Here is a 25,042-nt window from a genome sequence, read left to right as displayed (position 1 = left end):
AAGACCGGATCAAGCAAGACCGAATCAAGCCGGATCAGAAGCGGCGATAGCAATCCCTCTCGTAGTCCCACCCGTACCAGTCGTGGTTGCCGTACCTCCCGTAGGTGTGCCAGGACGTCCTGTGCGCGCTGCGGCGGTCCCAGCGGTGGCGGCAGTCATCGCCCCACCGGTTCCAGCGGCGTTCCCAGGTGCTGTGCCTGTGGTGCCATTGACCGAAGTTGCTGCACCGGTCGTCGAAGTCGCGGACGCTGTGCGCGGTCACTGATGAATGGGCGGGGGCGGCCATGGCCGTGCCCGTCAGGGGAATGACGACCGCTGTCACGGCCAAGGCCGCCGTCGCAGCGGCGCGCGCAAATGTTTTCACCACGTTTCTCCTTGTTTCGATGGATTTCTGGTGGCCCTCCGGACATTACTCGGAACCCGTACTCGGTTCATTGGTGCGATCGGGTCGTGAGGGCTTGTCGGCGCATGACCGATTTCTGACCCAGGTACACCGAAAACCCGCCCTGAGCTTTGCTTCGTGAGGATTCAAGGACGTGCGGAGACGGTGCCGGGAAACACTCGCCAGGGTGACTCAACTGCGGTGTGTTGTGGGCGGGTTGCGGCTTGTGGTGAATGTGCGAAAAAGGCTTCGGCGGTGCACCGCGTTATGCGCTGAAGAATTCACCTTCTTTGTCATTCGCGTGGGACTGGACCGCTGGAAGTCCCGGTGTCGAACGATATTCCGCCCCGTGTTTTGCATAGCCGGTTCCGTGGTCAGCTGCGGTAGATGGTCAGCACGGCCCCGCTCACCTCGATACGCCTTTCCTCGAGCTTTTCGCCGCAGCGCAGCGCCGCGAGGCAACTGCGGAACAGCGCCAGCTCCTCCGCGTTGAGCACGGCGGCGGCCAGATTCAGCAGCTCGTTGACGCCGGACGGGGTGAGGGCCGAGGGGAGTTCACCGGAGAGCAGCACCACCGGCTCTCCCGTCCTGTCGCGGACGACGGCGGTCGCGAACGCTCCTGGGACGACAAGCACGTGCACCCCTCTCGCGGAGGATTTCGGGCGGTCCACCCGCCTCGAGCCACGAGACAATAGCCATCGGGGGCCCTGGCGTTGCCTGTTGGAATGCGCCGGATTGGGCCGATCGGGTGAGGCTGCGCGCGCGTCGACGTCTGATGCGACCTCGCCCGCCACCTCTCCCACCTGCTGTTTCCGTGGATGTGCGACGTATCCGGCGGCGAGCGGGATGTGCGAGTCGCTTGTCCGGAGTGGTCCGGCGCCCTACTGTCCAATCTCGTCAGACAGATCGTCCGGCATGGATGGACGCGTTCGGGATCGGATGCCGTCCGTCCATGCCCTTCGTGCAAAGGACCCCACCATGCTTGGCATTCGAGAGCTGGACGCCGAGGCCGCGGAGCTGCTGCCCGGTCGCGAGGCCCTGGGCCGGCTCCGGTTCAACTTCACCAGGACCACGAGCGTGAGCGAGCGCATCGCCTACGTGAACGCCCACAACGAGTCGCTCGCGGCCAACGTCTGCTCCCCGGACGCCATCGCGTCATCCGGGGCCACCCAGTCCATCAGCGTCAGCCAGTAGCGGGCGCTTCATTCCAAGAAGGGTTTCACCATGAACAACGAACAGCTCAATGCCGAGGCCGCCGCGGAGCTGCTGCCCGGTCGCGAGGCCCTGGGCCGGCTCCGGTTCAACTTCACCAGGACCACGAACGTGACGGAGCGCATCGCCTACGTCAACGCCCACAACGAGTCGCTCGCGGCCAACTTCGACTCCCCGGACGCCATCGCGGCGTCCGAGGCCACCCAGTCCATCAGCATCAGCCAGTAACAACGCCCGGAAGTGTGCGGGCCGCGTTCTTGGGGGCGCGGTCCGCACCGGGAGGAAGAGCAGGGCGGTGACCGAAAGCCAAAGGGTTCACCCCGGTCCCGTGGGGGCGGCGGCCTGCGACCCGGACGAAACGTTTCCCTCGTATGAATACACGGAGATACTGTTTCCCGTTCCGCGACTCGGTGCGGGACTTCAACTCCTCGGCGAATACCAGGGATCCGGTTCCACGGAACGCAAGTATCTCGTCCGTCGCGGAGACGGGCAGGTGGTACAGCTGTCCCGGTTGCTCTACCTGGTGACCGAAGCCGTCGACGGCGTACGGGACACCGAGGCCATCTCGCACCGGGTCAGTGGCCGCTTCGGGCGTGAAGTCAGTGCGGACAACATCGAGTACCTCATTGAGCAGAAGCTCGAACCGCTCGGTGTCACCGTCCCCTTCGGCCAGGAGAGCGACCAGGTCGCCGGCCCCACCACCGATCTCCTCCTGGTCCTCAAGGGCCATCGGGTGATCTTCCACGAGCAGCAGGTCGCCCGGATCGCGAAGGCGCTCGCATGGCTGCACCGGCCACCGGTGGTGGTTCTGGTGCTGCTGGCAGCCCTCTGCATGGACTTCTGGCTCTTCGCCGTTCACGGAGCCATGCAACCGGTGCTGCAGGTGCTCGAGCAGCCGGTGCTGATGCTTGCCGTCTTCGTGCTGATCGTGGCCTCGCTGGTCTTCCACGAATTCGGCCACGCCTCGGCGTGCAGATACGGGGGCGCGAGACCGGGAAGCATCGGGTGCGGTCTCTTCCTGATCTGGCCGTCGATGTACACCGAAGTCACCGATGTCTACCGCATCGGGCGGGCCGGCCGGATCCGGACCGACCTGGGTGGGATCTACTTCAACATCGTCTTCGTGCTGGGGCTCGCCTGCGCGTACTTCCTCACGGGTCAGCCGTTCTTTCTCGCCGCGATCTACCTGGTGCACTTCGAGATCATCGAGCAGCTGCTGCCGGTGGTCCGGCTGGACGGCTACTACATCCTCGGAGACCTCGCCGGAATTCCCGACCTCTTCGGCAAGATCAAGCCCATCCTGCGGAGCATGCGGCCGGGCCGTCCGGTGCCTCCGGAGGTGGCCGCGCTCAAGCGCCCCGCGAGGATCACCGTCACGATCTGGGTGCTGACCATGGTGCCGCTGATCGCCGCCGAGCTCGGTTATGTCCTGTGGAACCTCCCGCGTCTGCTCGTGACCAGCCTGCGCTCCCTGGCGGAGCAGCTGGGCGGGACCTGGTTCGCCTTCCTCGACGGTCAGATCGCCGCGGGACTCGTCGGCGTCGTCGGAAGTTTCATGCTCATCTGTCCGCTGGCCGGCGCGGCGTATCTCACCGTACGCCTGGTGGGGCGACTCGTGAGGGCCACCCTCCGCGCCACGGAGGGCAACACCCGGCTGCGCCTGGCCATCTGCGGCGGCGTGGTGGCGGGGGCCGGCGCACTCTGCGCGGCGTGGCTGGGCGGTATGACCCCCGAGGTGCTGCCGCGGCAGCCGCCCATCACCCCCATCCTCCAGCCCGGCGTCCCCGTGATCCGTCCGACGGCACCGGCTCCCGCCGCAGAGCGGCCGAGCCTTGACCCGCCGGAGTCGTCCGTTCTCACCAGCTCGCCTCCCGCGGAGACTCCGCCCGCGCCCACCTCCGACGTCAGCGCATCCGGCGAGACCCCCACTGCGAGCGGCTCCCCGTCCGCGAGCCTCCTGCAGACCGGTCCGAAGCCCACGCAGACGAGCCCGACGCCGAGCAACAGCCGTACCTCGGCGTCACCGTCGCCGTCGGCCGACGTCAGCTCCTCGCCCGGGACGCCGAGCGCCACGACGTCCGGATCCCCTTCGTCCTCGGTGACCCCCTCGGAGTCATCGAGCACCCCGGTGGGCCGATAGCCCCACCTCCCCATCGAGAACCCTCGACCCTCCCCGTACGTCCGCAAAGGAGCACCCAGTGACGCACCGAAAGCCACGCACCAGCCAAGCCGGCCGCAAAGTCGCGCGGTTCGGCATGCTGGCCGCCGCCTGCATGGCCGGCTTCGCCACCGCGAGCCCGGCCGGAGCGACATCGTCCGCATCGAAGGTCACCCGCCATGTCGGCATCGCAGTGGACGAAGCGCGCGCGAAGGCCACCCCAAGGCATCGCGTCGACTACGACGACGAGTTCGCGATCCATGAGCTCGGAGCGCGCGTCGGCGTCGGTGCGCGCAACAGGGCGGAAGCCCGCTCCGTGGGCTGCTCGCTCGACGACCCGTGCCGATCGATCGCCCTGTCCTTCCAGGTCGTCACCACGACCGGTACCGTCACGCACCTCAACGCCACGAACACCAGCCGTGCGGTCAACGACCACTGCGAGGGCTGCCAGACGTTCGCCGGCGCCTATCAGTTCATCGTCTCCACCCCGTACTCGTTCACCCTGAGCCGCGCGGCGCGGAACGAACTCGCCCTGCTCGAAGAGCGGCTGGGCGAACTGGAGCGGAGCCGCGAGGCGATCCACGTCGTCAAGGCACGCGCCGATTCCCTTGCCGCCGAAGTCGTGACCCTTCTCAGGGAGGCGGTGGCCGCCGCGCCGCGCGGCGCGGACGTGAACCCGCTGAGCAGCTTCCGGCCGACCGTCACCATGCGGCGTCACATCGACTAGGTCCTGTCCGTCCGATCGGTCCGGACGGGCGCCGCCACCTCCGTACCGAACCTCGGCATCTCCCGGCTCGGGGATCTGTTCCCCGAGCCGGGAGATGGACCTCGTCTCCCGTCTTCCGGAGGGATGACCATCCATGAGCTACCCACCCGAGCTGCGTCGCAGGGCCCTCGACCTGCTCGCCGTAGGCGAGCCCGTCAAGAAGGTCGCCGTCGATCTCGGCCTCAAGGAGCGGACGATCTACCAGTGGCGGCGCAGGTACCTGCCGCACCTCAGGAGCGGGCGGTCCGTCCCGCACGCCGGGGCCGAACTCAAGGCCGCACACAAGCGCATCACCGAGCTGGAGAGCGAGCTCGCCGTCCTTCGGCGCGCGACCGAGCTGCTGTGTGACGCGACGTCCCCAAAAGGCGATTCGGGGCGGTACACGTGATGGCCTGCGAGGGCCTGTCCGTGCGGATCGCCACCAGCGTCCTGGGAGTGACCGAGTCCGGGTACTTCACCTGGCGCTCCCGCCCTCCCTCCGCACGGTCCGTCCGCCACTCCTGGCTCACCGAAGTCATCACCGCGATCCACGCCGCTTCGCACGGGACCTATGGATACCGGCGCATTCACGAAGAACTGACCCTCGGACACGGCATCGCGGTCAGCCACGGAACGGTGCAGCTCCTGATGCGCCGGGCCGGCATCCAGGGTGCCGGCGGGCCTTCGAGGCTTCGTGGTGAATGAGCGAGCAATCGGAGCATGATCATGGAATATCCGACATTCCCGACGCAACCGCTGCCCATCTCCGCATTCCTGCGCCCCTACCTGCGCGTGGGGGAGGACCTGCCGGCAACGCAGGCGCACCAGGTGATGCTGCACTGTGCGCTGGATGCGGCATGCCTCCCCGTACGGTTGACCGACGCCCAAGCCGTCGCCCGAATCGCCGAGCTCGACTACCAGACAGTGAACGCCGTGATCAGCTGGCTGCGGGCCCTGAGTGAGCGGTGAACGTCCGAAAGTTCTGCTCAGCCGGAGCCGGAGCCGGAGCCGGAGCCGGAGTCGGCCTCGGAACCGGAATCGGTGTCGGGGTCGGAGGCGTTGCGCAGGAGGGATTCGATGAGGGCGGTGACGTGTCGGCGGTCGGTCACGGACAGCCGCTGGACGCTGGCGATGAGGGTGGCGACCTCGGGGTCGGCCGTGGTGTCGGCCGGCTCCTCGAAGTAGAGGTGGATCCCGCAGGCCTCGGCCGCGGCCCTGCGTACGGAGTCAAGGGGCAGCTCCAGCCCCCTGGCAAGGCCCTCGAGGGTGGTCTGTTGCGGCATGCGGGTCACCCGCTCGACAGTGGCCAGGTGATGCACGGTGGAACGCGGGATGCCGCCGCGCCGGGCCACGTCGCCGTAGGACCAGCCCTGCTGCTCCAGCCGGCTCTTCACCAATTCCTGCAGTGCGTTGGCCACGGGAGGGTTCTCTCCTGCTAGCGACGGGTTGACGCGTACGGGCGGGGTCGAGTCTATCCCGGACAAACGCGAAAGGGCGTCCTCGGATACCGAGAACGCCCAGGTCAGCGACCTAATCGCTCGTGCGCCGCCAGGGACTCGAACCCCGGACCCGCTGATTAAGAGTCAGCTGCTCTAACCAACTGAGCTAGCGGCGCCTGCTGACCTGGAGAACTCTACCCGACGTCCTGGGGTGCTCCTGACCATTTCCTTTCCTGTTCCGGCCTGTCGGATGGTCGTTTTTTCGCTTTGATCAGTCAAAATGCGATTTGTCAGGACACTTAGGACAGGTGGAAGGGCCGCCGTATGACCGTTCCGGCTTTCGAGGAGTACGAGCCGCCGATCGACTGCCCCTGTGCCGGATGCGCCCAGGAGCGGCGCGCGCGAGCCCGCGCGTACGCCCTGTCGGTACGCGCAGGGGTGCACCCCTTCGTGCACGGAGCCAGGCGCGCGCTGGTCCTGGCCACCGCCGCGGGCGTGGTGCTGGGCGGTGGCGGCACGGTGGCCGGGGCTGAGGTGTCCCCGCCCGGCGGACCGGCGCCCGACAGCCCGGTCACGGCCCGGGATCCCGAGCCCGAGCTGGACACCCCGCAGGGTGGGCAGGGCCCGCTGCACGGCTTCCCGGACCCCGGTCCCACGACCGGCCCGGACCCCGGTCCCACGACCGGCCCGGACCCCGATTCCACGACCGGCCCGGACCCCGGTCCCACGACCGGCCCGGCCGGGGCGCCGGCGCCCGAGCTCCGCAGGACGACCCGCGCGGACATCATCAACCGGGCCAGGCGCTGGGTGGACGCCAAGGTGCCGTACTCCATGAACGCGTACTGGTCGGACGGCTACCGGCAGGACTGTTCGGGCTATGTCTCGATGGCGTGGAACCTGGCGAACAACGAATGGACCGGAAGCCTGGCGCAGTACGGGGTCCGGGTGGACCGCAAGGATCTGCAGCCCGGCGACATCCTGCTGTTCCACAATCCCGCCGATCCGGGCAAGGGCTCGCACGTCACGATCTTCGGCGGCTGGACCGACTACACGCACACGTACTACATCGCCTACGAACAGGCGAAGCCGCACGCCCGTAGGCAGGCCACGCCGATGGCGTACTGGAACAACTCTGACCTATATGTGGCATACCGCTACAAAGGTGTCATCGGCGCGACCGCGACGGCCGACGGGTCGAGTGCTGCGGCCACGGCCTTCCCCGGCGCCGACTACTGGGGGCAGGGCACGAACAACAAGCACGTCACCCAGCTCGGGAGGTTGCTCGTGGAGTGGGGCGCGAAGAGCTACTACACCAGGGGCCCGGGCCCGCGCTGGAGCGAGGCGGACCGGCGGGCGACCCAGGCGTTCCAGCGTGCGCAGGGCTGGAAGGGCAAGGAGGCGGACGGTATGCCCGGCCCGCAGACCTGGCGCCTACTGGCCAACGTCACGGGCAAGGACATCCCCCGCGCCAACGCGTCTGCGCGGGTGCCGGGCTACCCCGGCCGCGCCTACTTCCGCCCCGGCCAGTCGAACGCACATGTGGAGGAGCTCGGCCGCCAGTTGGCGGAGCGGGGCTTCGGCAAGCACTACACCAAGGAGCCCGACCGGCGGTGGACCGAGGAGGACCGCCGCAACGTCGAGGCGTTCCAGCGCGCCCAGGGCTGGCGCGGCGGCGCGGCCGACGGCTACCCCGGCCCCGAGACCTGGCGACGGCTCTTCTCATGATCCGCCGCCACCCAGACCACGCCACAACCCCGAGGAGGCGTCCCCGGTGACCCCCACGACCCCCAACTCCCAGGACACTGCGGCCCCGCTGCCGCCCGGCCTTCCTCGTCCGCAGGAGCCTTCGCTCCCGGCCCTCGACCCGGGCGCGACCAGTACGGAAACGTCGGCGCCCGCCCCCACCCCCGCCCCTGCCCCCGCGTGCGCGACCGCGTCCGCGACCGGCGGCCCCAGGCTCGCCGAACCACCCGACCCAGGGGCGGCGCCGGATTACACCGGCAGCGGCCCTGGTCCCATGTGGACCTGGGAGCCGGTGGGGGGTCTGGCTGCGGGGCGGCCCGACTGCGACTGCGACGGCGGCGAGCGTGCCGCTCCTGGTGACGGTGTCGGCGCCGGTCTCGGTGACGATGTGCCGGCGCCAGGTGGTACGCGGGTTGACGCCTGCGGCGTACGGGAAGGAGCGGGCGCTGCCCTCCGGCGCGACGACGCGCCGGTCGACCCGGTGGGCGCGGTGGGCAAGGTGGGCGCGATGGGCTCGGACGGCGGGGGAGCCTGCGCCGGGCCGGAGACTGACGATGCGTCGGACGGATGCGGAGACCCTGGAGTGAAGATGCTGGATGTGCCGTGGGAGCCGTCAGGGCGGGAGGCCGTGGACGAAACCGCCGGCACATCGGCGGTGCCCGCGCCCGCGACGGCGGGGCGTCGCACGGTCGTGATCGGGGCCGAGGCGACCGGGGCGATTCCCCTGCACCTGTTGTTCCGGGACGTCCCCGGAGACGTTGCGGGTGCGGGGGACGCCGTCGCGCACGTCGCAAGGAAGGACGGTGCCAGGACGGACGGTGCCGGGAAAGACGGTGCCGGCAAGGACGGCGTCGTCAACGGCTTCGGCGGGAAGGACGACGACGGGGGACCCGACACCGTCGCCATGGCGCCCATCGTTCCCTCCGGCCGCCGGTCCGCGCCCGCGCCCCGGCTGCTCGTCGTCGCGCCGAGCCGGCGGCCCGCGCCGCCCGCGGACCCGAAGCTGCGCGAGCGGCCGGGACCCGTGCTGCGCGGGTGGACCGCCCTGCTCGTCGGGGTCGTCGCGCTCGCCGGGTGCGCGGCCGTGCTGCACTGGGCCGGGGCCTTCCCGGCGAGGTTGACCGAGCTGTTCGGGCTGAGCCCGCGCCGGTACCACGGCATCGGCACCGGCCAGTGGGTACTGCTCGCCGTTTCCGTGTTCTTCGCGCTGTTCTCCCTCGGCGGCCTCGGCCGCGGCCAGGCCGGCCACGCCTGGGTCCTGACACTGTTCGGCGAGTACCGCGGGAGCGTGCGCCGCAGCGGTCTCATGTGGGTAAGCCCGCTCCTCCTCCGCCGAAGCGTCGACGTACGCCTCCGTCACTGGCGCAGCGAGCCCATGCCGGCCGTCGACGCGAACGGCACCGCGCTGCAGGCCGTCGTGCTCGTCGTATGGCGGATCCAGGACACCGCGCGCGCCGTGCTGTCCGTCGCGGACCACGAGGCGTATCTGCGGGAACAGGTGGAGGCGGCGATGGCGCGGGTGCTCTCCCAGCTCCCCACGGACGCGTTCCACGAGGACGCGCCCACCCTCCGCAACGCCGAAGCCGTGGGCGACGCGCTGACGAAGACCCTGTCGGCGGAGTGCGTCCCGGTCGGCATCGACATCTTCTCCGCTCAGCCGACGCGTATCGAGTACGCCCCCGAGGTCGCGGCCGCGATGCGCCGGCGCCGTATCGCAGCCATCGAGGCCGAGCACCGGGACACCGTGCTGACGTCGGTGGTGGACGCGGTCGACGACACGGTGCAACGGCTCACCATGCGCGGTCTCGTGGAGCTCGACGACTACGAGCGCAAGGCCCTCGTCCGGGACCTGACCGTGGCCTTCTGCACGGCACGCGCGGGCAGTACGGAAGGCCCTTGATTGGTCTGGACATGTTCAACGTTCGCCAATAATCTGAGACTTGGTCTAGACCGGAATGTGCACGACCGCACAAGCACCCGCACCACCGCATCACCGCACCACACCGCAACGCACAGCACGGCTCGTAGAACTCCCCCACGTTCTCCAGGAGCGACAGCATGCGAAAGCGAATAGGCGCGGCCATGGTCGGCCTCGCCGTGGCGGGCACCTCCTTCCTCGCCACCGGCAGCGCCAGCAGCCACGGCTACACCGACTCCCCGATCAGCCGTCAGAAACTCTGTGCCAACGGCACGGTGACCAACTGCGGTGAGATCCAGTGGGAACCCCAGAGCGTCGAGGGCCCCAAGGGCTTCCCGGCGGCGGGCCCGGCCGACGGAACGATCTGCGCCGGCGGCAACAGCCGCTTCGCGCAGCTCGACGACCCGCGCGGCGGCGCCTGGCCCACGACCAAGGTCTCGTCGGGGCAGAACTACACCTTCCGGTGGCAGTTCACGGCCAACCACAGGACCACCGACTTCAAGTACTTCATCACCAGGAACGGGTGGAACCCGAGCCAGCCGCTCACCCGTGCGGCCCTCGACCCCCAGCCGTTCCTGACCATCCCCTACAACGGCCAGCAGCCGCCGATGACACTCACCCACTCCGGCACGCTCCCGGCGAAGTCCGGCCGCCATCTGATCCTCGCGGTGTGGACCATCCATGACACCGCGAACGCCTTCTACGCCTGCTCGGATGTTCAGTTCTGACGAGCAGTCAGCTACCGTTCGGCGCCATGGGCGGGATGACCGGTGCCACGACCGTCGCGGAGCTCGTGCAGCGCCAGTGGGGCGACCACAGGACCGGGCTGAGACACGAGGATCTCGTCCTCAGCCACCACCAGGTCGCCTCCGGCGCCGCCGCGCGGGCCGCGCTGCTCGCGGAACTGCTGCCCCGGGGCGCTGAGCCGCACCTCGGGATCCTGCTCGACAACACCCCCGAGTTCCCGCTCTGGATCAGCGCGGCGGCCCTCGCCGGGGCCGCCGTCGCGGGCATCAACCCGACCCGCAGGGGCGCCGAACTCGCCCGCGACATCCTGCACACCGACTGCCGTGTGCTGGTCACCGAGCGCGCGCACCTTCCCCTGCTCGACGGTCTCGAACTGCCGGGCGTGCGGGTGCTGGTGACCGACGCCGACGCCTACGCCGACCTCCTCGCGTCGTACGAGGGCGCGAAGCCCGGCGAGGCCGTCGCCCTGTCGGGCCGCCCGGTGCGGCCCGACAGCCGGCTGCTGCTCTACTTCACCTCAGGCTCGACCGGTGCGCCCAAGGCCGCGATCTGCAGCCAGGGGCGGCTGGCGGCGGCGGGGGCGTCGCTCGTCGCGCACTTCGGCGTGCGGCAGGACGACGTCCATTACCTCTGCATGCCGATGTTCCACGGGAACGCCGTGATCGCGGACTGGGCGCCCGCGCTGGTGGCGGGCGCGTCGGTCGCGCTGCGGCGGCGCTTCTCCGTGTCGGGCTTCCTCCCCGACGTACGTGCCTACGGCGCCACGTACTTCACGTACGTCGGGCGGACGGTCCAGTACCTGCTGGCCACGCCGCGGCGGGACGACGACCGCTCGCATTCCCTGCGGCTCGGCTTCGGCACGGAGGCGGGGGCGGTGGATGCGGCCCGCTTCGAGGAGCGCTTCGGGGTGCGGCTCGTCGAGGGCTACGGATCGTCGGAGGGCGGCGCGGCCGTCCAGCGCACGCCCGGCACACCGCGCGGTGCGGTCGGACGGGCGGCGCCCGGGGACGACCTCGCGGTGGTGGACCCGTCGACGGGCGAGGAGTGCGAGGCGGCGCGCTTCTCGGGAGAGGGCCGCCTGCTCAACGGCGACCGGGCGATAGGCGAACTGGTCAACCGCGGCCGCAACCCCTTCGAGGGCTACTGGCGCAACCCCGAGGCGGACGCGGCGCGCGTGCGGGGAGGCTGGTACTGGACCGGTGACCTATTCTTCCGCGACGCGGACGGCTTCCTGTACTTCGCGGGCCGCACGGACGACCGCCTCCGCGTCGACAGCGAGAACCTCGCGGCGGCCGTGATCGAGAACATCCTCGCCCGCTGGGACCGGGCCGCGGGCGCCGCGGTCTACGCCGTCCCCGACCCGGTCTCCGGCGACCAGGTCATGGCCGCCCTCGCTGTGCGCGACGACATCGACTTCGACGCGGCCGCCTTCGGGGCCTTCCTCGCCGCCCAGTCCGACCTGGGCACCAAGATGGCACCCCGCTTCGTGCGCATCGTGCGCCGCCTCCCGGTCACCGCCACGAACAAGATCCACCGTGCCGCCCTGCGCCGCGAGTCCTTCCGCTGCTCCGACCCGATCTGGTGGCGCCCGGCGGGTGAGGCGCACTACCGCGTCCTGACGGTCGAGGATGTGGCGGCGCTGCTGCGTGAGTACGAACGGCACGCGAGGCTGGAGCTGCTGGGGCGGTGAAGGTCCTGGACGTCGAACAGGACTGGCACCTCCCGACCGCACCTGCCTGTCCCAGGGGCCGTCCGGCTCCACCATGTAGGCGGTGAGCGCGACAGACCATGAGGCAGGCCCCCCGGGGTAGGGCCGGCCATACCCCGGGGACGCCCCCAGGGGCCATGGTCCGGGCCGCAGGGCGGGCCATAGCGTAAGCCGCATGACAGCACGCACCCTCTGGCAGGCGCTCACAAGGCGTGACTATCTGCGGGGCGACTGGCCCTGGCGGGGCGTCGGGTACCTCCTCAGCAGCACGCTCACCGGAGTGCCGGCGCTCGTCGGACTGGTGGTGCTCGGCGCGTTCTCGGCCCTGGCCGTGGGCCTGCCCCTGCTGGTGTTCAGCGGAGTGGCGCTCGCCGTCGTCGAGCGCCGCCGCCTGCGGATCGCGGACCTGGAGCCCACCCACAGCCCCCACCGCACACCCCCGGAGCCGGGTATAGCCGCCTGGGCCCGGACCCGGTTCACCGAGCAGGCCACCTGGCGCGAGCTGGCGTACGCGGTGCTGCATGCCACCGTGCTGTGGCCGCTCGACCTGCTGGCCGTCGCCTGTGCCGTGGGCGTGCCCCTCGCCATGACGGCGGCGCCGGTCCAGCTCGCCGTCGACGGGCACGAGGCCCGCGTGGCCAAGCTGTGGCTCGTCACCGACTATCCCGCGGCGTTCGCCACGGCCGCCGCCGGCCTCGTACTCCTCGCCGCGCTGCTCTATCCGCTCGGCGCGCTCGCCGGCGCCCGCGCCGCCCTCACCCGTGCGCTCCTCGCCCCCCGCGAGGCCGAACTCCGTACCAGGATCAGTGAGGTGACCCGCTCCCGCGCCCGCCTCGTCGACGCCTTCGAGGCCGAGCGCCGCCGCATCGAGCGCGATCTGCACGACGGCGCGCAGCAGCGGCTCGTCGCGCTGACCATGACGCTGGGCCTGGCCAGGCTCGACGCCCCGCCGGGCGGCCCCCTCGCCGAGCGGCTCGCCACCGCCCACGAGCAGGCGGGCCGCGTGCTGACGGAGCTGCGCGAGCTCATCCACGGCATCCACCCGCAGGTCCTGGAGGACTACGGCCTCGGCGCGGCCCTCGCCGACGCCGCCGACCGCGCCTCCGTGCCCGTGGATGCGGACGTCGAACTGCCCCGCCTGGACCGCTCCGTGGAGACCGCCGCGTACTTCGCGGTCTGCGAGGCCCTCACCAATGTGGACAAGCACAGCGGCGCCGGGCGGGCGACCCTGACCGCCCGCCACACCGGGGACCGCCTGACCGTCGAGGTCCAGGACGACGGCACGGGCGGCGCGTCCCCGGACCAGGGCACCGGACTCACCGGACTCGCCGACCGGCTGGCCGTCCTGGATGGCACACTGTCGATCACCAGCCCGCCGGGCGGGCCCACCGTCCTGCGACTGGAGATACCGTGCCGGACCGACGCGAACCGCTCCGTGTAGTTCTCGCCGAGGACAGCGTGCTGCTTCGCGAGGGTCTCACCGGAATCGTCGAGCGCTTCGGCCACCACGTCGTCGCCGCCGTCGGCGACGCGGACGGCCTCCGCGCGGCCGTTCCCGCCCACGAGCCGGACATCGTCGTCACCGACGTACGCATGCCGCCCGGTCTCAAGGACGAGGGGCTGCGGGCCGCGGTCGCCCTGCGCGCCGAGCGTCCGCGGCTGCCCGTCCTCGTCCTCAGCCAGTACGTCCAGCGAAGCTACGCCACCGAGCTGCTCGACTCCGGCGACGGCATGGGCGTGGGCTATCTCCTCAAGGACCGGGTCGGCCAGGTCGAGGAGTTCATGGACGCGCTGGTCCGCGTCGCGGAGGGCGCCACGGTCGTCGACCCCGAGGTCGTACGGCAGCTGCTGCGCCGTCGCCGCGACCCGCTGGAGCAGCTCACCCCGCGCGAGCGGGAGGTCCTCGGCCTGGTCGCCGAGGGAAGGTCTAATGCCGCGATCGCCCGCGAACTGGTCGTCACCGAGGCAGCCGTGGGCAAGCACATCGGGAACATCCTGGCCAAGCTCGACCTGCCCCCGGCCGAGGAGACCCACCGCCGGGTCCTGGCCGTCCTCGCCTATTTGCGCTCCTGACGGCCACGGCCGAGGCCACGGCGAACCCGGCACGGTTTTCGGCACCGACCGGGACGTGGGTACGGCCGAGCCGGGCAAGCCCGCGGACCTGCCGATCGTCGCCGCGACCCGCACACACCATCGATGATCTGGCAAAAAGTGACGCAGGTCACGGTCGGTGGCCGGATTCACGACCGTAAGGAGCCGGAGAGGCCGCACGCGAACCGCGCAGCGGTCCGCGCAGACGCTGCCTCTGCGGCCGGCCTCCACTCGCGGGCGGTCGCGGAGCAGGTGCGCCGCGACGGCTGCTGCGGCTGAGGGACGGAAAACACTGAAGCCCCTCGCAACTGCGAGGGGCCTCAGTGAGGTTGTGCGCCGCCAGGGACTCGAACCCCGGACCCGCTGATTAAGAGTCAGCTGCTCTAACCAACTGAGCTAGCGGCGCGGGCTGCCGTTCTCGCCGCTCTCGCGGCTGACGACAGAAGTAATACTACCTGGTCCGGAGGCGTGCTCCTGACCACCCGCGCCCGCGGGCCGTCCCCAGGGGCTACAGCGCCAGCGACAGCACGACCGGTGCCGCCCTCCGGTTCAGCGTGTCCGCCGCCGCGCGGAGCCGGTGCGCATGCTCGATCGGGAGCGAGAGCGCCAGGCAGCCCACCGCGGATCCGGCCGTCAGCGGCACCGCCGCGCAGACCGTGCCCACCGCGTACTCCTGGAGATCCAGCACCGGGACCGTGGGCGGCTGGGCGTCCAGCTTCGAGAAGAGGATCCGCTCGTTGGTGATCGTCCGCGAGGTCAGCCGGGCGATCTTGTGGCGTGAGAGATGATCCCGCCGGCCGTTCTGGTCGAGCTGCGTGAGCAGGCACTTGCCGACCGCGCTCGCGTGCGCCGCCGAGCGGAAGTCGACCCACTCGTTGACCTTCGGGGTGCGCGGGCCGTCGGCGAACTGGGTGATCTTCACCTCGCCGTCGATGTACCGGCTGATGTAGACCGCGGCACCGACGGAGTCGCGCAGCTCGGTGAGGGTGTCCTGCAGCTTGCGCTCCAGGGCCTCCCGCCGCGTGGTGCCGGAGCCCAGCAGGACGAGGGAGTCACCGATCACATACGCGCCGTCCCCGACCTGCTCCACATAGCCTTCGCGCCGCAGCATCAGCAGCAAAGAGGCCAGATGCCCGGTGGGCAGGCCGGTCTCGCGCGCGATCTGGACGTCGGTGACTCCGCCGCCGTGCCTGGAGATCGTCTCCAGAACGCGCAGGGCGTATTGCACCGAGTGGAACGGCGCGGTCGGCTCCGGCTTCAGCGCCACGGTTTCCCCCTACCAGGTTGTGACCGCAAGCTTCCGTACCACGATAGCCGCCAAGGGCCGTTCTCGGGGCGGCTGTTGGCGAGAATTGTGCCGCGCCCCAGCGCCATATGCTGGGGCGCGCGACAATGGCATATGCCAGCGTCAAAGTAGGTCGGAGGAATGAAAGGTCAGAGCACCGCGCCGAGAAACTCACGGGTACGTTCATGCTCCGGCCGGGAGAAGATTTTCTCCGGCGAGCCGGACTCGATGACCCTTCCCGAGTCGAACATCAGCACCTCATCCGAGATGTCCCGGGCGAAGTTCATCTCGTGGGTCACACAGAGCATCGTGATGTCGGTGGTGCGGGCGATGTCCCTGAGCAGATCCAGCACCCCGGCCACCAGCTCCGGGTCGAGCGCCGACGTCACCTCGTCCAACAGCAGCACCTGGGGTCGCATCGCCAGCGCCCGCGCGATCGCCACCCGCTGCTGCTGACCGCCGGACAGCTGGGCCGGCCGGGCGTCGCAGCGGTCGGCGAGCCCGACGAGGTCCAGCAGCCCGCGGGCGCGCTCCTCGGCCTCGTCCTTGGACAGGCCGAGCACCCGTACCGGCGCCTCGGTGATGTTCCTCAGCACGCTCATGTTGGGGAAGAGGTTGAACTGCTGGAAGACCATGCCGATCTTCTTGCGCACCTCGCGCCGGTGCTTCTCGTCGGCGGGGTACAGCCGGCCGCCGTTGACGTCGATCGTGCCCTCGTCGGGGCGCTCCAGTGTCATCAGCAGCCGCAGGATCGTCGTCTTGCCGGAGCCGGAGGGCCCGATCAGCGTGACGTGCCTGCCCGGGCGCACCGAGAAGCACAAATTGTCCAGGACGGTGTTCTCCCCGAAGCGCTTGGTGACGTTCGTGAAGCGGATGAGCTCTTCGTTCTTCGTGTCGTTCTTCGCATCGGTGTGCGTGTCAGCGGGCAAGGCGGCGCTCCAGGGTTCGTACGAGCAGAGAAGCCGGGTAGGCGATGAGGATGAAGGCGATGCCGACGACCGTCAGCGGCTCCGTGTACTGGAAGGTCGCCGCGCTCTCCAGCCGCGACTGCTGGAGCATCTCCAGCACGCCGATCCCGGCGAGCAACGGGGTGTCCTTGAGCATCGCGACGACGTAGTTGCCCAGCGCGGGCGCGATCCGGCGGACCGCCTGCGGAAGGATCACCGCGAACCAGGTCCGGTGGGCCGGCAGGCTCAGCGCCGTCGCGGCCTCCCACTGCCCGGCCGGTACGGCGTCGATGCCGGCCCGGTAGACCTGCGCGGTGTACGTCGAGTAGTGCAGCCCGATCGCGAGCGTGCCGGTGGTGAGCGCGGAGAACTGCACACCCCACTCCGGCAGCACGAAGAACAGGAAGAACAGCTGCACCAGCAGCGGGGTGTTCCGGATGAATTCGGTGACGAGCCCGACCGGCCAGCGCACGAAGCGCGGACCGGTGCGCAGCCCGAACGCCCAGACCAGGCCGAGCGTGAAGGACAGCAGCGAGCCCAGCACCAGGATCTGCAGCGTGACCAGCACGCCTTCCCAGAAGCGCGGCATGAAGTCCGCGACGGCGGACCAGTCCCAGGTCACTTGACCACCACCCCCAGATTCGCCTTGGTCGTCCGTTCCAGGGCCTTCATGGAGCGGGTGATCAGGAACGCGAGCACGAAGTAGATCACCAGCGTGATCGTGTAGATCTGCGCGCTCTCCTGGGTCGCCAGCCGCACCAGATACGCCGCGAACGACACATCGCCGACGCCGAGCAGCGACACCAGCGCGGTGCCCTTCAGCAGCTCGACGAGCAGATTGCAGAAGGACGGGATCATCTCGGGCACGGCCTGGGGCAGCAGGATCAGCCGCATCCGCTGCCAGGGCGTGAAGCTGAGCGCGACACCTGCCTCGCGCTGCGCCGGCGCCACCGCGTTCAGCGCGCCGCGCACGATCTCGGCGCCGTACGCCCCGTACGAGAGCCCGAGCGCGAGCACCGCCGCCCATATCGGCACCAGTTGCCAGCCCAGAAGCAGCGGCAACACGAAGAACAGCCAGAACATCAGGATCAGCGCCGACGTTCCGCGGAACACCTCGGTGTAGAAGCCCGCCAGGAAGCGGACGAAGCGCGAGCGATGAATTCTGGCCATGCCCACACCGAACGCGACGACCGCGGCCAGCGCCGCGCTGCAGAGCGTGAGCTGGATCGTGATCCAGATCCCCGGGAGCACCCAGTTCTGCCACAGTCCGGCGGTCATCGGCACAGCTCCTTCGCCGTGAGCTCCGTCATCTCGCTCTCGGTGAAGCCGAACCGGCGCAGGATGCGGAAGAGTTCACCGCTCTTCTTCATCCGGTGGATCTCGGCGTTGAAGGCGTCCCGCAGCTCGGTGTCGGTCGGGCGGAAGGCGAAGCCGCCACCGTCGATCTTCCTCTTGCCGTCGACGACCGCGGCGAACGGCTCGGTCGCCTCCGCCTTGCTGCTCTTGCGCACCACCTCGCGGGTCGTGAGGGCGGTGCCCGCGAAGACGTCGACGCGGCCGGACTCGACGGCGTTCAGCCCGGCCACCTGGTCCTGCAGGATGACGATGTCCTTCTCCGGATAGCCGGCCGCGACCGCGTACCCGATTTCCGCGTAGCCGGTACCGGTCGCGAATTTCGCCCCGCTCCGCACCACGTCCTCGTAACTGCGCAGATTCTTCGGATTGCCTTTGCGCACGATGAAGGAGTCCAACATCTGGTATTCCGGGTCCGAGAAAATGACCTGCGCGCAGCGTTCCTTGTTGATGTACATCCCGGCGGAAACGACGTCGAACTGCTGCGAATTGAGGCCCGGTATGAGGGACGCGAAGTCCGTGGCGACGGGCTGGACGTCGGTGACGCCGAGCCGCCTGAAGACCGTCCTGGCCAGCTCGGGGGCCTCGCCCGTGAACGCGCCCTGGTCGTCGATGTAGCCGTACGGCACCTCGCCCGCGATCCCGAGACGCACCGTGCCCTGCGATCTCAGCCGGGCGAGCGAGTCCCCGGAGGGCACCCGGGCGCAGCCCGCGGCGGCGAGGGCGCCTCCCGTGCCGAGCAGCAGCGTGCGCCGCCGTATCGCATGTCTGGTGTGTTCAGCCGTGTGTGGAGCCATGGGCGCGCGGCTACCCGGCCCGAGGCGGGGTATGCGTAGTCAATGGCCGATCGCTTCATCGACGTTTCGCTCGCAAAGCGCGGTGTGCACTGCACCGCGCGCCTCCTCGACGACCGGGCGCCCGTGACCTGCCGGACGGTGTGGGACGCGCTGCCGCTGGGCGGTGACGTGTACCACGCGAAGTACGCGCGCAACGAGATCTACGCCTTGTTCGCCGCCTTCGCCGACCGGGAGCCGCCGCTGGAGAACCCGACGGTGACTCCGATTCCGGGCGACCTCTGCTACTTCACCTTCAGCGGGACTGAGCTGGGGACGGCGGCGTACGGCTACGACCGCGACGTCGCACGCCCGGTCACCGTCGACCTCGCGCTCTTCTACGAGCGCAACAACCTCCTGCTGAACGGTGATACGGGATGGGTGCCCGGGATCGTGTGGGGCCAGGTCGTCGACGGCCTGGACCGCATGGCGGACGCCTGCCAGGACTTGTGGCGGGCCGGGGCGCTGGGGGAGACGCTCACGTTCCGCCGGGCATGACGGGCCGCTGCGCGGAGCCCCTCCCCACCCCGCCCCTTCCCGAACCGGTGGCTTCGCCCCCAGCCCCCGTCGGGGCTGCGCCACGGGCCTCATCGGAGGCTTCGCCCCGACGCCGTTTGCGGGGGGCTCCGTGCCCGAAGCCCTGTTGGGGCTGCGCCTGGGGCCTTGCTGGGGGCTGTGGCCCAGGCCCTGTTGGGGCTGCGCCTCGGGCCTCGTCGGAGGCTTCGCCCCGACCTCGTTTGCGGGGGCTTCGTCCCCGAATCCCTGTCGGGGCTGCGCCTCGGGCTTCGTCGGAGGCTTCGCCCCGACGCCGTTTGTGGGGGGCTCTGTGCCCGAATCCCTGTTGGGGCTCTGCCCGGGGCCTTGCTGGGGGCTGTGGCCCAGGCCCCGTCGGGGCCGCCCCGGGCGCTCCCCTACGTGGGGACCTCCGGCGGTACCGGCTCACATTGAGCCCGTCCGGCGTTTGAGGACGGACACGGGGGCCCGCCCGGCGGTGCCGGGCACGTCCGCCCCCGCCGGGCGCGGCCTACACGACCCGCGGCGCCGGGATCGTCGTCGCGCCCGACTCGTACAGGGCGTGCGCCGCACGCAGGACCAGCGCGTCCGCGTGGCGTGCCGCGATCAGCTGGACGCCGACCGGGAGGCCGTCCCCGTCGACCCCGCACGGCACCGTCGCCGCCGGCTGCTGCGTGAGGTTGAAGGGGTACGTGAACGGGGTCCACCCCGTCCATCGCCGGTGCCCCGAGCCGTGCGGGACCTCGGCGCCCGCCTCGAAGGCCGTGATCGGCAGCGTCGGAGTGACGAGCAGGTCGTACGAGGTGTGGAAGCGCCCCATCCGCCGCCCCAGTTCCATCCGTACGTCCACGGCCGCGAGATAGTCCAGCGCGGACGCCCGCGCCCCCGCCGCGCAGATCTCCCGCAGCCCCGGGTCGAGCAACTCCCGCTGCTCCTTGCCGAGGTGCTGCACCAGCCGCGCCGCCCCGCTGAACCACAGCGTGTGGAAGGCCTCCACCGGGTCCGTGATGTCAGGGTCCGTCTCCTCGACGTACGCGCCCAGTTCGGCGAGCCGCCCCACGGCCCCGCGGACGGCCGCGGCGACGGCGGGCCGCACCGCGACCTGCCCGCCGAAGGACGGCGAGTACGCGATCCGCAGCCCCTTCACCCCTTCGGTGCCCTCGGTGAGCCCGGGACCCGTGGCAGCCGCGGGCGGCAGCTGCGACCAGTCGCGCCAGTCGGGCCGCCCGCTGAGCACATCGAGCAGCAGCGCCGCGTCGGCCGCGTCCCGGGCCATCGGCCCGGCGTGGGACAGCGTGCCGAAAGGGCTCGCCGGATAGAGCGGGATCCGGCCGTACGTCGGCTTCAGCCCGAAGATTCCGCAGAAGGACGCCGGGATGCGGACCGAGCCGCCGCCGTCCGTCCCGATGGACAGCGGGGCCGCACCGACCGCGACCGCCACGGCACTGCCGCCGCTGGACCCGCCCGACGTCCGCGTCACGTCGTACGGGTTGCGGGTGATCCCCGTGAGCGGGGAGTCCGTGACGCCCTTCCAGCCGAACTCCGGCGTCGTGGTCTTGCCGACGAGCACCGCTCCCTGCTCCCGCAGCCGGGCCACGGCCGGGGCGTCCTCGTCCCGGACGGCCGTGGCGGGACGCACGGTCCGCGATCCGCGCAGAGTCGGGGCGCCCGCCTGCAGCAGAAGGTCCTTGACCGTCACGGGTACGCCGTCGAGCGGGCCGAGCGGCTCCGCGCGGCGGCGGCGCTCGGTGGCGGCCCCGGCCTGGGCCAGGGCCTGCTCGGCATCGACCCGGACGAACGCGTTCACCGCGGGCTCCACCGCCTCGATCCGCTCCAGGACGGCGCGGGTCGCGTCCACGGGGGAGAAGTCGCCCCGCTCGTAGCCGGCGATGAGTTGACGTGCGGTCAGGGCGGTCAGGTCGCCCGTGCTCGTGTCGATCGGCTCAGGAGTCATGGGTGGGGACGTACCCACGTTTCTTGTCGACCACGTTCGGGAGCGGCTTTCCGGCCGCCCACAGGGCGAACAGCTCGACGAACTGCGCGCCGAGCCGGTCCCGCCAGCCGACCGTGTCGCCGCTCATGTGCGGCGAGACGATCAGGCCCGGAACGTCCCAGAGCCGGCTGTCGGGACCCAGCGGCTCGTGCTCGAACACATCGAGGGCCGCGCCCGCGATGCGCCGCCCGGTCAGCGCCGCGACCAGCTCGTCCTCCACCACCAGCGCGCCCCGCCCCACATTGATGAACCGGGCCGACGGCTGCATGAGCGCGAAGCGCCGTGCGTCGAACATGCCGCGCGTCGCACCGGTCAGCGGCGCCGCGCAGACGACCCAGTCGGCGCGGGCCAGCAGCCGGTCGAGGTTCTCGGCCCCGTGCACACCGGGCCGGGCCGTGCGCCCGGTGACGGCGACGGTCACCCCGAGCGCGCGCAGGGTGCGTGCGACGGCCAGGCCGATGGGGCCCGCGCCGACGACGACCGCCCGACTCCCCGCGACCGGCAGGCCCTCGCGGTGCCGCCAGCGCCGCTGCCGCTGAAGCTCCAGCGTGCCGGGGATGTCCTTCGCCATGGCGAGCACCAGACCGGCCACGTACTCGGCGATGGGCTCCTCGAAGATCCCGCGGGCATTGGTCAGCACGGTGTCCGACGCGGCGAACTCGGGGCAGAGCAGCCGGTCGACGCCCGCGCTGGGGGTGTGCACCCAGCGGGGCCGCGGGCCCGGGCCCGGCCACGCCCGGCGTACCGCGTCCGAGGTGAAGTCCCACACCAGCAGCGCGTCGGCGTGCGGCAGCTCTGCGGCGAGGCGGCGGTCGTCGGCGTACCGGACCTCGGCCCGGCCGGCGAGCGCTCCGAGGTGCGGCGGAGGGTCCGCCTCCAGTACGAGAAGAATCGGGACCGACATCGCGGAGAAACCGTTTCTGAACGTCTGACATGTACGGATTGACCACGCTCGCACCCGAACCTACCGTCGTCAACAAGACGTAAGGGGGCCTGTGGTGAATGTGTCCCTCGATGTTTCCTGGCTGGGCGGACCCGCGCCGCAGCGGGGGATCGGCGTGGTCGCCCCCTTCGACTTCGCGCTCGACCGTGAGCTGTGGCGCTGGGTGCCCGACGACGTCTCGCTGCGGCTGACGCGTACCCCGTACGTGCCCGTCGAGGTCTCCCTCGATCTGGCCCGGCTGGTCAGCGAGCACGAGACGCTCGGTGAGGCGGTACGCGCCCTGTCCGCGTCCGAGCCGGAGGTCGTGGCGTACGCCTGCACCAGCGGCAGCTTCGTCGGCGGACTGGCCGGCGAGCGCGCCATGTGCGAGGCGATGACCCAGGCGGGGGAGGTCGCCTCGCTCACCACGTCCGGCGCCCTGCTCGAAGCCCTCGACGAGCTGGGCGCCTGCCGTATCGCCCTGGTCACCCCCTACACGGAGTCGGTGACCCGGGCGCTGGAGGAGTACCTGGGCGAAGCTGGGGTAGCGGTCACGGGGCGCGCCTTCCTGGGGCTCACGCGGCACATCTGGAAGGTGCCCTACCGGTCCCTGGTGGACATGGCGCGCCAGGCCGTGGTGGGCGCGGCGGACGCGCTCTTCATCAGCTGCACCAATCTGCCGACGTACGACGCGATACCCCAGCTGGAGGCGGAGCTGCGCATGCCGGTGATCTCCGCGAACCAGGTCACGATGTGGGCCGCGCTGCGCCGGATCGGGGTGTACGCGGTCGGCCCGTACCAGGCACTGCTGATGGACGCGGCGGGGCAGTCGCCCGGCGGGAGCGACCGGCCCCAGGGGCTGCCCCAGCCACAGGGGCTGCCCGAGCCACAGGGCCTGTCCGAGCCCCAGGGACTGTCCGAGGAACAGGAAGGATGGACATGACGACCGTCGGACTCCTCTACCCGGGGCACTCCGCCGAGGACGACTACCCCCGCATCGCGGTGCTCCTCGACAGCGACATCCGGCTGCCGCTCTTCCACACCGACATCGGCGAGGACGCGCACCGGGCGGACGCGCTGCTCGAGATGGGAGCGCCGGAGCGGCTGGCGGCCGGGGTCGAGGAGCTGCGGCTCGCCGGGGCGGAGGCGCTGGTGTGGGCCTGCACGAGCGGCAGTTTCATCCGCGGGTGGGCGGGGGCCCAGAAGCAGATCCGGGAGCTGGCCCAGACGGCAGGGCTGCCGGCGTCGAGCACGTCGTTCGCCTTCGTCCACGCGGCGCGGGCGCTGCGCGCCAGACGGGTCGCGGTCGCGGCGACGTACCCGGAGGACGTCACCGCCTCCTTCGAGGAGTTCCTCCGGGCGGCCGGGCTGGAGGTGACAGCGGCGCGGGCGAGCGGAGTCGTGACCGCGGCCGAGGTCGGCACGTGGGGGCGCGAGCAGGTCCTGGGGCTGGCCCGCGCAGGGAACGACCCGCGGGCGGAGGCGGTGCTCATGCCGGACACCGCCCTGCACACCGTGGCGTATCTGGAGGAGCTGGAGGCGGAGCTGGGCAAGCCGGTGCTCACGGCGAACCAGGTGACGGTGTGGGAGGGACTGCGGCTGGCCGACCGCAGGGCGTGGGCGGACGAGCTGGGCGCGCTGTTCGCGCGCCCCGACTGGGACCGGTCCGAGTGGAAACCCGACGCGGAGTGATGACGTGGAGCCGTCACGGGCGGCCGTGACGGGCGGCCGGGCCGGGAGTCGGGCCGGGAATCGGGCCGGGGCGGGAATAAAGCGGAGAGGGCCTCCTGTTAGCGCTGTGCTGACGCACGACGACGCAGGAGGGCCCCACCAGTGGACGCAGTGGACGCAGGCGACGACATCCGAGGCACGGCGACCGGAACCGCCCCCGTACCCCTGTCGGTACTGGACCTGGTCACGGTCGGCAGCGGCCGCACCGCCACCCAGGCCCTGCGCACCAGCGCGGACATCGCCCGGCTCGCCGAGCGCCGCGGCTACCACCGCCACTGGGTCGCCGAGCACCACTCGATGCCCGGTGTCGCCTCGTCGTCCCCCGCCGTGATCCTGGCCCATCTGGCCGCCCACACCGAGCGCATCCGGCTCGGCTCCGGCGGAGTGATGCTGCCCAACCACGCCCCCCTGGTGATCGCCGAGCAGTTCGGCACCCTGGAGGCCCTCGCCCCGGGCCGTATCGACCTGGGCCTCGGCCGCGCGCCCGGCACGGACGGCGCCACCGCGGCCGCGCTGCGCCGCACCGACCGGCTGAACGACGGTGCCGATGATTTCCCGCAGCAGCTCGCCGAGCTGACCCGCTTCCTGGACGACGACTTCCCGGACGGCCACCCGTACGCCCGTATCCACGCAGTTCCCGGCCCGGTGCAGGCCACGGCGCCCGGCGGGGTCCAGTCCGCCGCCCGGCCCCCGATCTGGCTCCTCGGCTCCTCCGGCTTCAGCGCCCGCCTCGCCGGCATGCTCGGTCTGCCCTTCGCCTTCGCCCACCACTTCTCGGCGCAGAACACGGTCCCGGCGCTCGACCTCTACCGCGAAACCTTCCGCCCGTCCGAGGTCCTGGACGCCCCGTACGCCCTGATCGGCGTCTCCGCCCTCGCCGCCGACGACCCCCGCGAGGCCCGCCGTCAGGTGCTGACCGGCGCCCTCTCCATGGTCCGGCTGCGCACCGGCCGGCCGGGTCTGATCCCGACGCCCGAGGAGGCCGAGGCGTACGCATTCAGTCCCATGGAACGGGAGTTCGTGGACAGCTGGCTCGGGAACGTCGTCCACGGCACGCCGGACGAGGTCCGCACGGGCCTCGACGACCTCCAGAAGCGCACGGGCGCCGACGAGCTGATGCTCACGGCCAACGCGCACGGCAGCGAGGCGCGTCTGCGGTCGTACGAGCTGATCGCGGACGCGTACGGACTGCCGGACCGGGCGGAGCGGGAGCCGGAGCGGGCCGGGTAAATCCTGGGTTTCGTGGGCGGAGTGGTTCACCCGTGAAACACCCTCCGGTAGTTCCCTGAAGGCAGCCTTAAGCCGCTCGTCACCGATGGTGG

At 71.0% G+C, this 25,042-nt stretch carries 27 protein-coding genes and 2 tRNA genes; 17 read left to right on the top strand and 12 right to left on the bottom strand.

Translation table 11 applies throughout. The annotated features are described in order from the left end of the window. Positions 1-34: 34 nt before the first annotated feature. Entirely contained in the window at positions 35-364 is a 330-nt protein-coding gene (locus tag ACWCXB_RS07525; RefSeq protein WP_450719999.1) for a hypothetical protein, read from the bottom strand. Between the two features lie 392 nt (positions 365-756). Beyond that, on the bottom strand, positions 757-1,017 hold the full coding sequence (locus ACWCXB_RS07520; protein ID WP_450719997.1) for a hypothetical protein: 261 nt from the start codon (positions 1,015-1,017) through the stop codon (positions 757-759). Between the two features lie 343 nt (positions 1,018-1,360). On the opposite strand from ACWCXB_RS07520, the gene ACWCXB_RS07515 reads away from it, so the two are divergent. The 7 genes from ACWCXB_RS07515 to ACWCXB_RS07485 all read left to right on the top strand — a co-directional run bounded on the left by ACWCXB_RS07515 (position 1,361) and on the right by ACWCXB_RS07485 (position 5,466). After that, positions 1,361-1,576: a hypothetical protein gene (locus tag ACWCXB_RS07515; RefSeq protein WP_450719995.1), complete on the top strand. Its 216-nt coding sequence runs from the start codon at positions 1,361-1,363 to the stop codon at positions 1,574-1,576. A 30-nt stretch (positions 1,577-1,606) separates the two neighbouring features. Further along, positions 1,607-1,822: a hypothetical protein gene (locus ACWCXB_RS07510; RefSeq protein WP_450719993.1), complete on the top strand. Its 216-nt coding sequence runs from the start codon at positions 1,607-1,609 to the stop codon at positions 1,820-1,822. A gap of 265 nt (positions 1,823-2,087) precedes the next feature. Continuing rightward, positions 2,088-3,734 carry a hypothetical protein gene (locus ACWCXB_RS07505; protein WP_450719991.1) on the top strand — a complete coding sequence of 549 codons (1,647 nt, stop codon included), beginning with the start codon at positions 2,088-2,090 and terminating at the stop codon, positions 3,732-3,734. Positions 3,735-3,792: 58 nt separating this feature from the next. After that, positions 3,793-4,479, top strand: coding sequence for a hypothetical protein (locus ACWCXB_RS07500; RefSeq protein WP_450719989.1), 687 nt, complete (start codon positions 3,793-3,795; stop codon positions 4,477-4,479). A gap of 133 nt (positions 4,480-4,612) precedes the next feature. Beyond that, positions 4,613-4,906, top strand: coding sequence for a transposase (locus tag ACWCXB_RS07495; RefSeq protein ID WP_450719987.1), 294 nt, complete (start codon positions 4,613-4,615; stop codon positions 4,904-4,906). Continuing rightward, on the top strand, positions 4,906-5,202 hold the full coding sequence (locus ACWCXB_RS07490; RefSeq protein WP_450719985.1) for an IS3 family transposase: 297 nt from the start codon (positions 4,906-4,908) through the stop codon (positions 5,200-5,202). The genes ACWCXB_RS07495 and ACWCXB_RS07490 overlap by 1 nt, the downstream gene beginning before the upstream one ends. A gap of 15 nt (positions 5,203-5,217) precedes the next feature. After that, entirely contained in the window at positions 5,218-5,466 is a 249-nt protein-coding gene (locus ACWCXB_RS07485; RefSeq protein ID WP_450719983.1) for a hypothetical protein, read from the top strand. Positions 5,467-5,483: 17 nt separating this feature from the next. Here ACWCXB_RS07485 and ACWCXB_RS07480 read toward each other — a convergent pair whose 3' ends face one another. Together ACWCXB_RS07480 and ACWCXB_RS07475 are read right to left on the bottom strand one after the other, a co-directional pair. After that, complete coding sequence (locus ACWCXB_RS07480; RefSeq protein ID WP_450719981.1) at positions 5,484-5,915, bottom strand: helix-turn-helix domain-containing protein; 432 nt, start codon at positions 5,913-5,915, stop codon at positions 5,484-5,486. A gap of 123 nt (positions 5,916-6,038) precedes the next feature. Then, positions 6,039-6,112: transfer RNA gene (locus ACWCXB_RS07475), tRNA-Lys, on the bottom strand. 148 nt (positions 6,113-6,260) lie between these two features. On the opposite strand from ACWCXB_RS07475, the gene ACWCXB_RS07470 reads away from it, so the two are divergent. From ACWCXB_RS07470 to ACWCXB_RS07445, 6 genes are all read left to right on the top strand, one after another. Continuing rightward, the gene (locus ACWCXB_RS07470) at positions 6,261-7,661 is read left to right on the top strand and encodes a peptidoglycan-binding protein (RefSeq protein WP_450719979.1); all 1,401 of its coding nucleotides are present in this window, start codon (positions 6,261-6,263) and stop codon (positions 7,659-7,661) included. A 46-nt stretch (positions 7,662-7,707) separates the two neighbouring features. Next, positions 7,708-9,579, top strand: a complete 1,872-nt coding sequence (locus ACWCXB_RS07465) for an SPFH domain-containing protein (RefSeq protein ID WP_450719977.1) — start codon at positions 7,708-7,710, stop codon at positions 9,577-9,579. A gap of 158 nt (positions 9,580-9,737) precedes the next feature. Further along, positions 9,738-10,325, top strand: coding sequence for a lytic polysaccharide monooxygenase auxiliary activity family 9 protein (locus tag ACWCXB_RS07460; RefSeq protein ID WP_450719975.1), 588 nt, complete (start codon positions 9,738-9,740; stop codon positions 10,323-10,325). A 35-nt stretch (positions 10,326-10,360) separates the two neighbouring features. Further along, positions 10,361-12,034 carry an AMP-binding protein gene (locus tag ACWCXB_RS07455; RefSeq protein WP_450720108.1) on the top strand — a complete coding sequence of 558 codons (1,674 nt, stop codon included), beginning with the start codon at positions 10,361-10,363 and terminating at the stop codon, positions 12,032-12,034. A gap of 193 nt (positions 12,035-12,227) precedes the next feature. Further along, on the top strand, positions 12,228-13,493 hold the full coding sequence (locus tag ACWCXB_RS07450; RefSeq protein WP_450719973.1) for a sensor histidine kinase: 1,266 nt from the start codon (positions 12,228-12,230) through the stop codon (positions 13,491-13,493). Then, a complete protein-coding gene (locus ACWCXB_RS07445) occupies positions 13,463-14,125 on the top strand; it encodes a response regulator (protein ID WP_450719971.1) in 663 nt (220 codons plus the stop codon). Before ACWCXB_RS07450 ends, ACWCXB_RS07445 begins: the two co-directional genes overlap by 31 nt. A gap of 350 nt (positions 14,126-14,475) precedes the next feature. On the opposite strand, the gene ACWCXB_RS07440 is transcribed toward ACWCXB_RS07445, so the two are convergent. From ACWCXB_RS07440 to ehuB, 6 genes are all read right to left on the bottom strand, one after another. Then, positions 14,476-14,549: transfer RNA gene (locus ACWCXB_RS07440), tRNA-Lys, on the bottom strand. Between the two features lie 102 nt (positions 14,550-14,651). After that, positions 14,652-15,410: an IclR family transcriptional regulator gene (locus ACWCXB_RS07435; RefSeq protein ID WP_450719969.1), complete on the bottom strand. Its 759-nt coding sequence runs from the start codon at positions 15,408-15,410 to the stop codon at positions 14,652-14,654. Between the two features lie 167 nt (positions 15,411-15,577). After that, positions 15,578-16,357 carry an ectoine/hydroxyectoine ABC transporter ATP-binding protein EhuA gene (ehuA, locus tag ACWCXB_RS07430; RefSeq protein ID WP_450719967.1) on the bottom strand — a complete coding sequence of 260 codons (780 nt, stop codon included), beginning with the start codon at positions 16,355-16,357 and terminating at the stop codon, positions 15,578-15,580. Further along, positions 16,347-16,997 carry an ectoine/hydroxyectoine ABC transporter permease subunit EhuD gene (ehuD, locus tag ACWCXB_RS07425; RefSeq protein WP_450719965.1) on the bottom strand — a complete coding sequence of 217 codons (651 nt, stop codon included), beginning with the start codon at positions 16,995-16,997 and terminating at the stop codon, positions 16,347-16,349. The genes ehuA and ehuD overlap by 11 nt, the downstream gene beginning before the upstream one ends. Next, entirely contained in the window at positions 16,994-17,653 is a 660-nt protein-coding gene (gene ehuC / locus ACWCXB_RS07420) for an ectoine/hydroxyectoine ABC transporter permease subunit EhuC (protein WP_450719963.1), read from the bottom strand. Before ehuC ends, ehuD begins: the two co-directional genes overlap by 4 nt. Next, entirely contained in the window at positions 17,650-18,525 is an 876-nt protein-coding gene (ehuB, locus tag ACWCXB_RS07415; protein ID WP_450719961.1) for an ectoine/hydroxyectoine ABC transporter substrate-binding protein EhuB, read from the bottom strand. The genes ehuC and ehuB overlap by 4 nt, the downstream gene beginning before the upstream one ends. A 42-nt stretch (positions 18,526-18,567) precedes the next feature. Here ehuB and ACWCXB_RS07410 point away from each other — a divergent pair, with 42 nt between their 5' ends. Continuing rightward, positions 18,568-19,059, top strand: a complete 492-nt coding sequence (locus tag ACWCXB_RS07410; RefSeq protein WP_385414241.1) for a DUF3830 family protein — start codon at positions 18,568-18,570, stop codon at positions 19,057-19,059. Between the two features lie 526 nt (positions 19,060-19,585). Here ACWCXB_RS07410 and ACWCXB_RS07405 read toward each other — a convergent pair. Both ACWCXB_RS07405 and ACWCXB_RS07400 read right to left on the bottom strand, forming a co-directional pair. Next, positions 19,586-21,028: an amidase gene (locus ACWCXB_RS07405; RefSeq protein WP_450719959.1), complete on the bottom strand. Its 1,443-nt coding sequence runs from the start codon at positions 21,026-21,028 to the stop codon at positions 19,586-19,588. Further along, the gene (locus tag ACWCXB_RS07400; protein WP_450719957.1) at positions 21,018-21,971 is read right to left on the bottom strand and encodes a D-2-hydroxyacid dehydrogenase; all 954 of its coding nucleotides are present in this window, start codon (positions 21,969-21,971) and stop codon (positions 21,018-21,020) included. The genes ACWCXB_RS07405 and ACWCXB_RS07400 overlap by 11 nt, the downstream gene beginning before the upstream one ends. A gap of 100 nt (positions 21,972-22,071) precedes the next feature. On the opposite strand from ACWCXB_RS07400, the gene ACWCXB_RS07395 reads away from it, so the two are divergent. From ACWCXB_RS07395 to ACWCXB_RS07385, 3 genes are all read left to right on the top strand, one after another. After that, on the top strand, positions 22,072-22,932 hold the full coding sequence (locus ACWCXB_RS07395; protein WP_450720106.1) for a maleate cis-trans isomerase family protein: 861 nt from the start codon (positions 22,072-22,074) through the stop codon (positions 22,930-22,932). Beyond that, the gene (locus ACWCXB_RS07390; RefSeq protein WP_450719955.1) at positions 22,929-23,681 is read left to right on the top strand and encodes a maleate cis-trans isomerase family protein; all 753 of its coding nucleotides are present in this window, start codon (positions 22,929-22,931) and stop codon (positions 23,679-23,681) included. Before ACWCXB_RS07395 ends, ACWCXB_RS07390 begins: the two co-directional genes overlap by 4 nt. Before the next feature lie 150 nt (positions 23,682-23,831). Continuing rightward, a complete protein-coding gene (locus tag ACWCXB_RS07385; RefSeq protein ID WP_450720104.1) occupies positions 23,832-24,950 on the top strand; it encodes an LLM class flavin-dependent oxidoreductase in 1,119 nt (372 codons plus the stop codon). Positions 24,951-25,042 lie beyond the last annotated feature (92 nt).

The sequence above is a fragment of the Streptomyces sp. NPDC001514 genome, from assembly GCF_053597075.1.
This window is presented reverse-complemented; position numbering and strand designations above follow the sequence as displayed.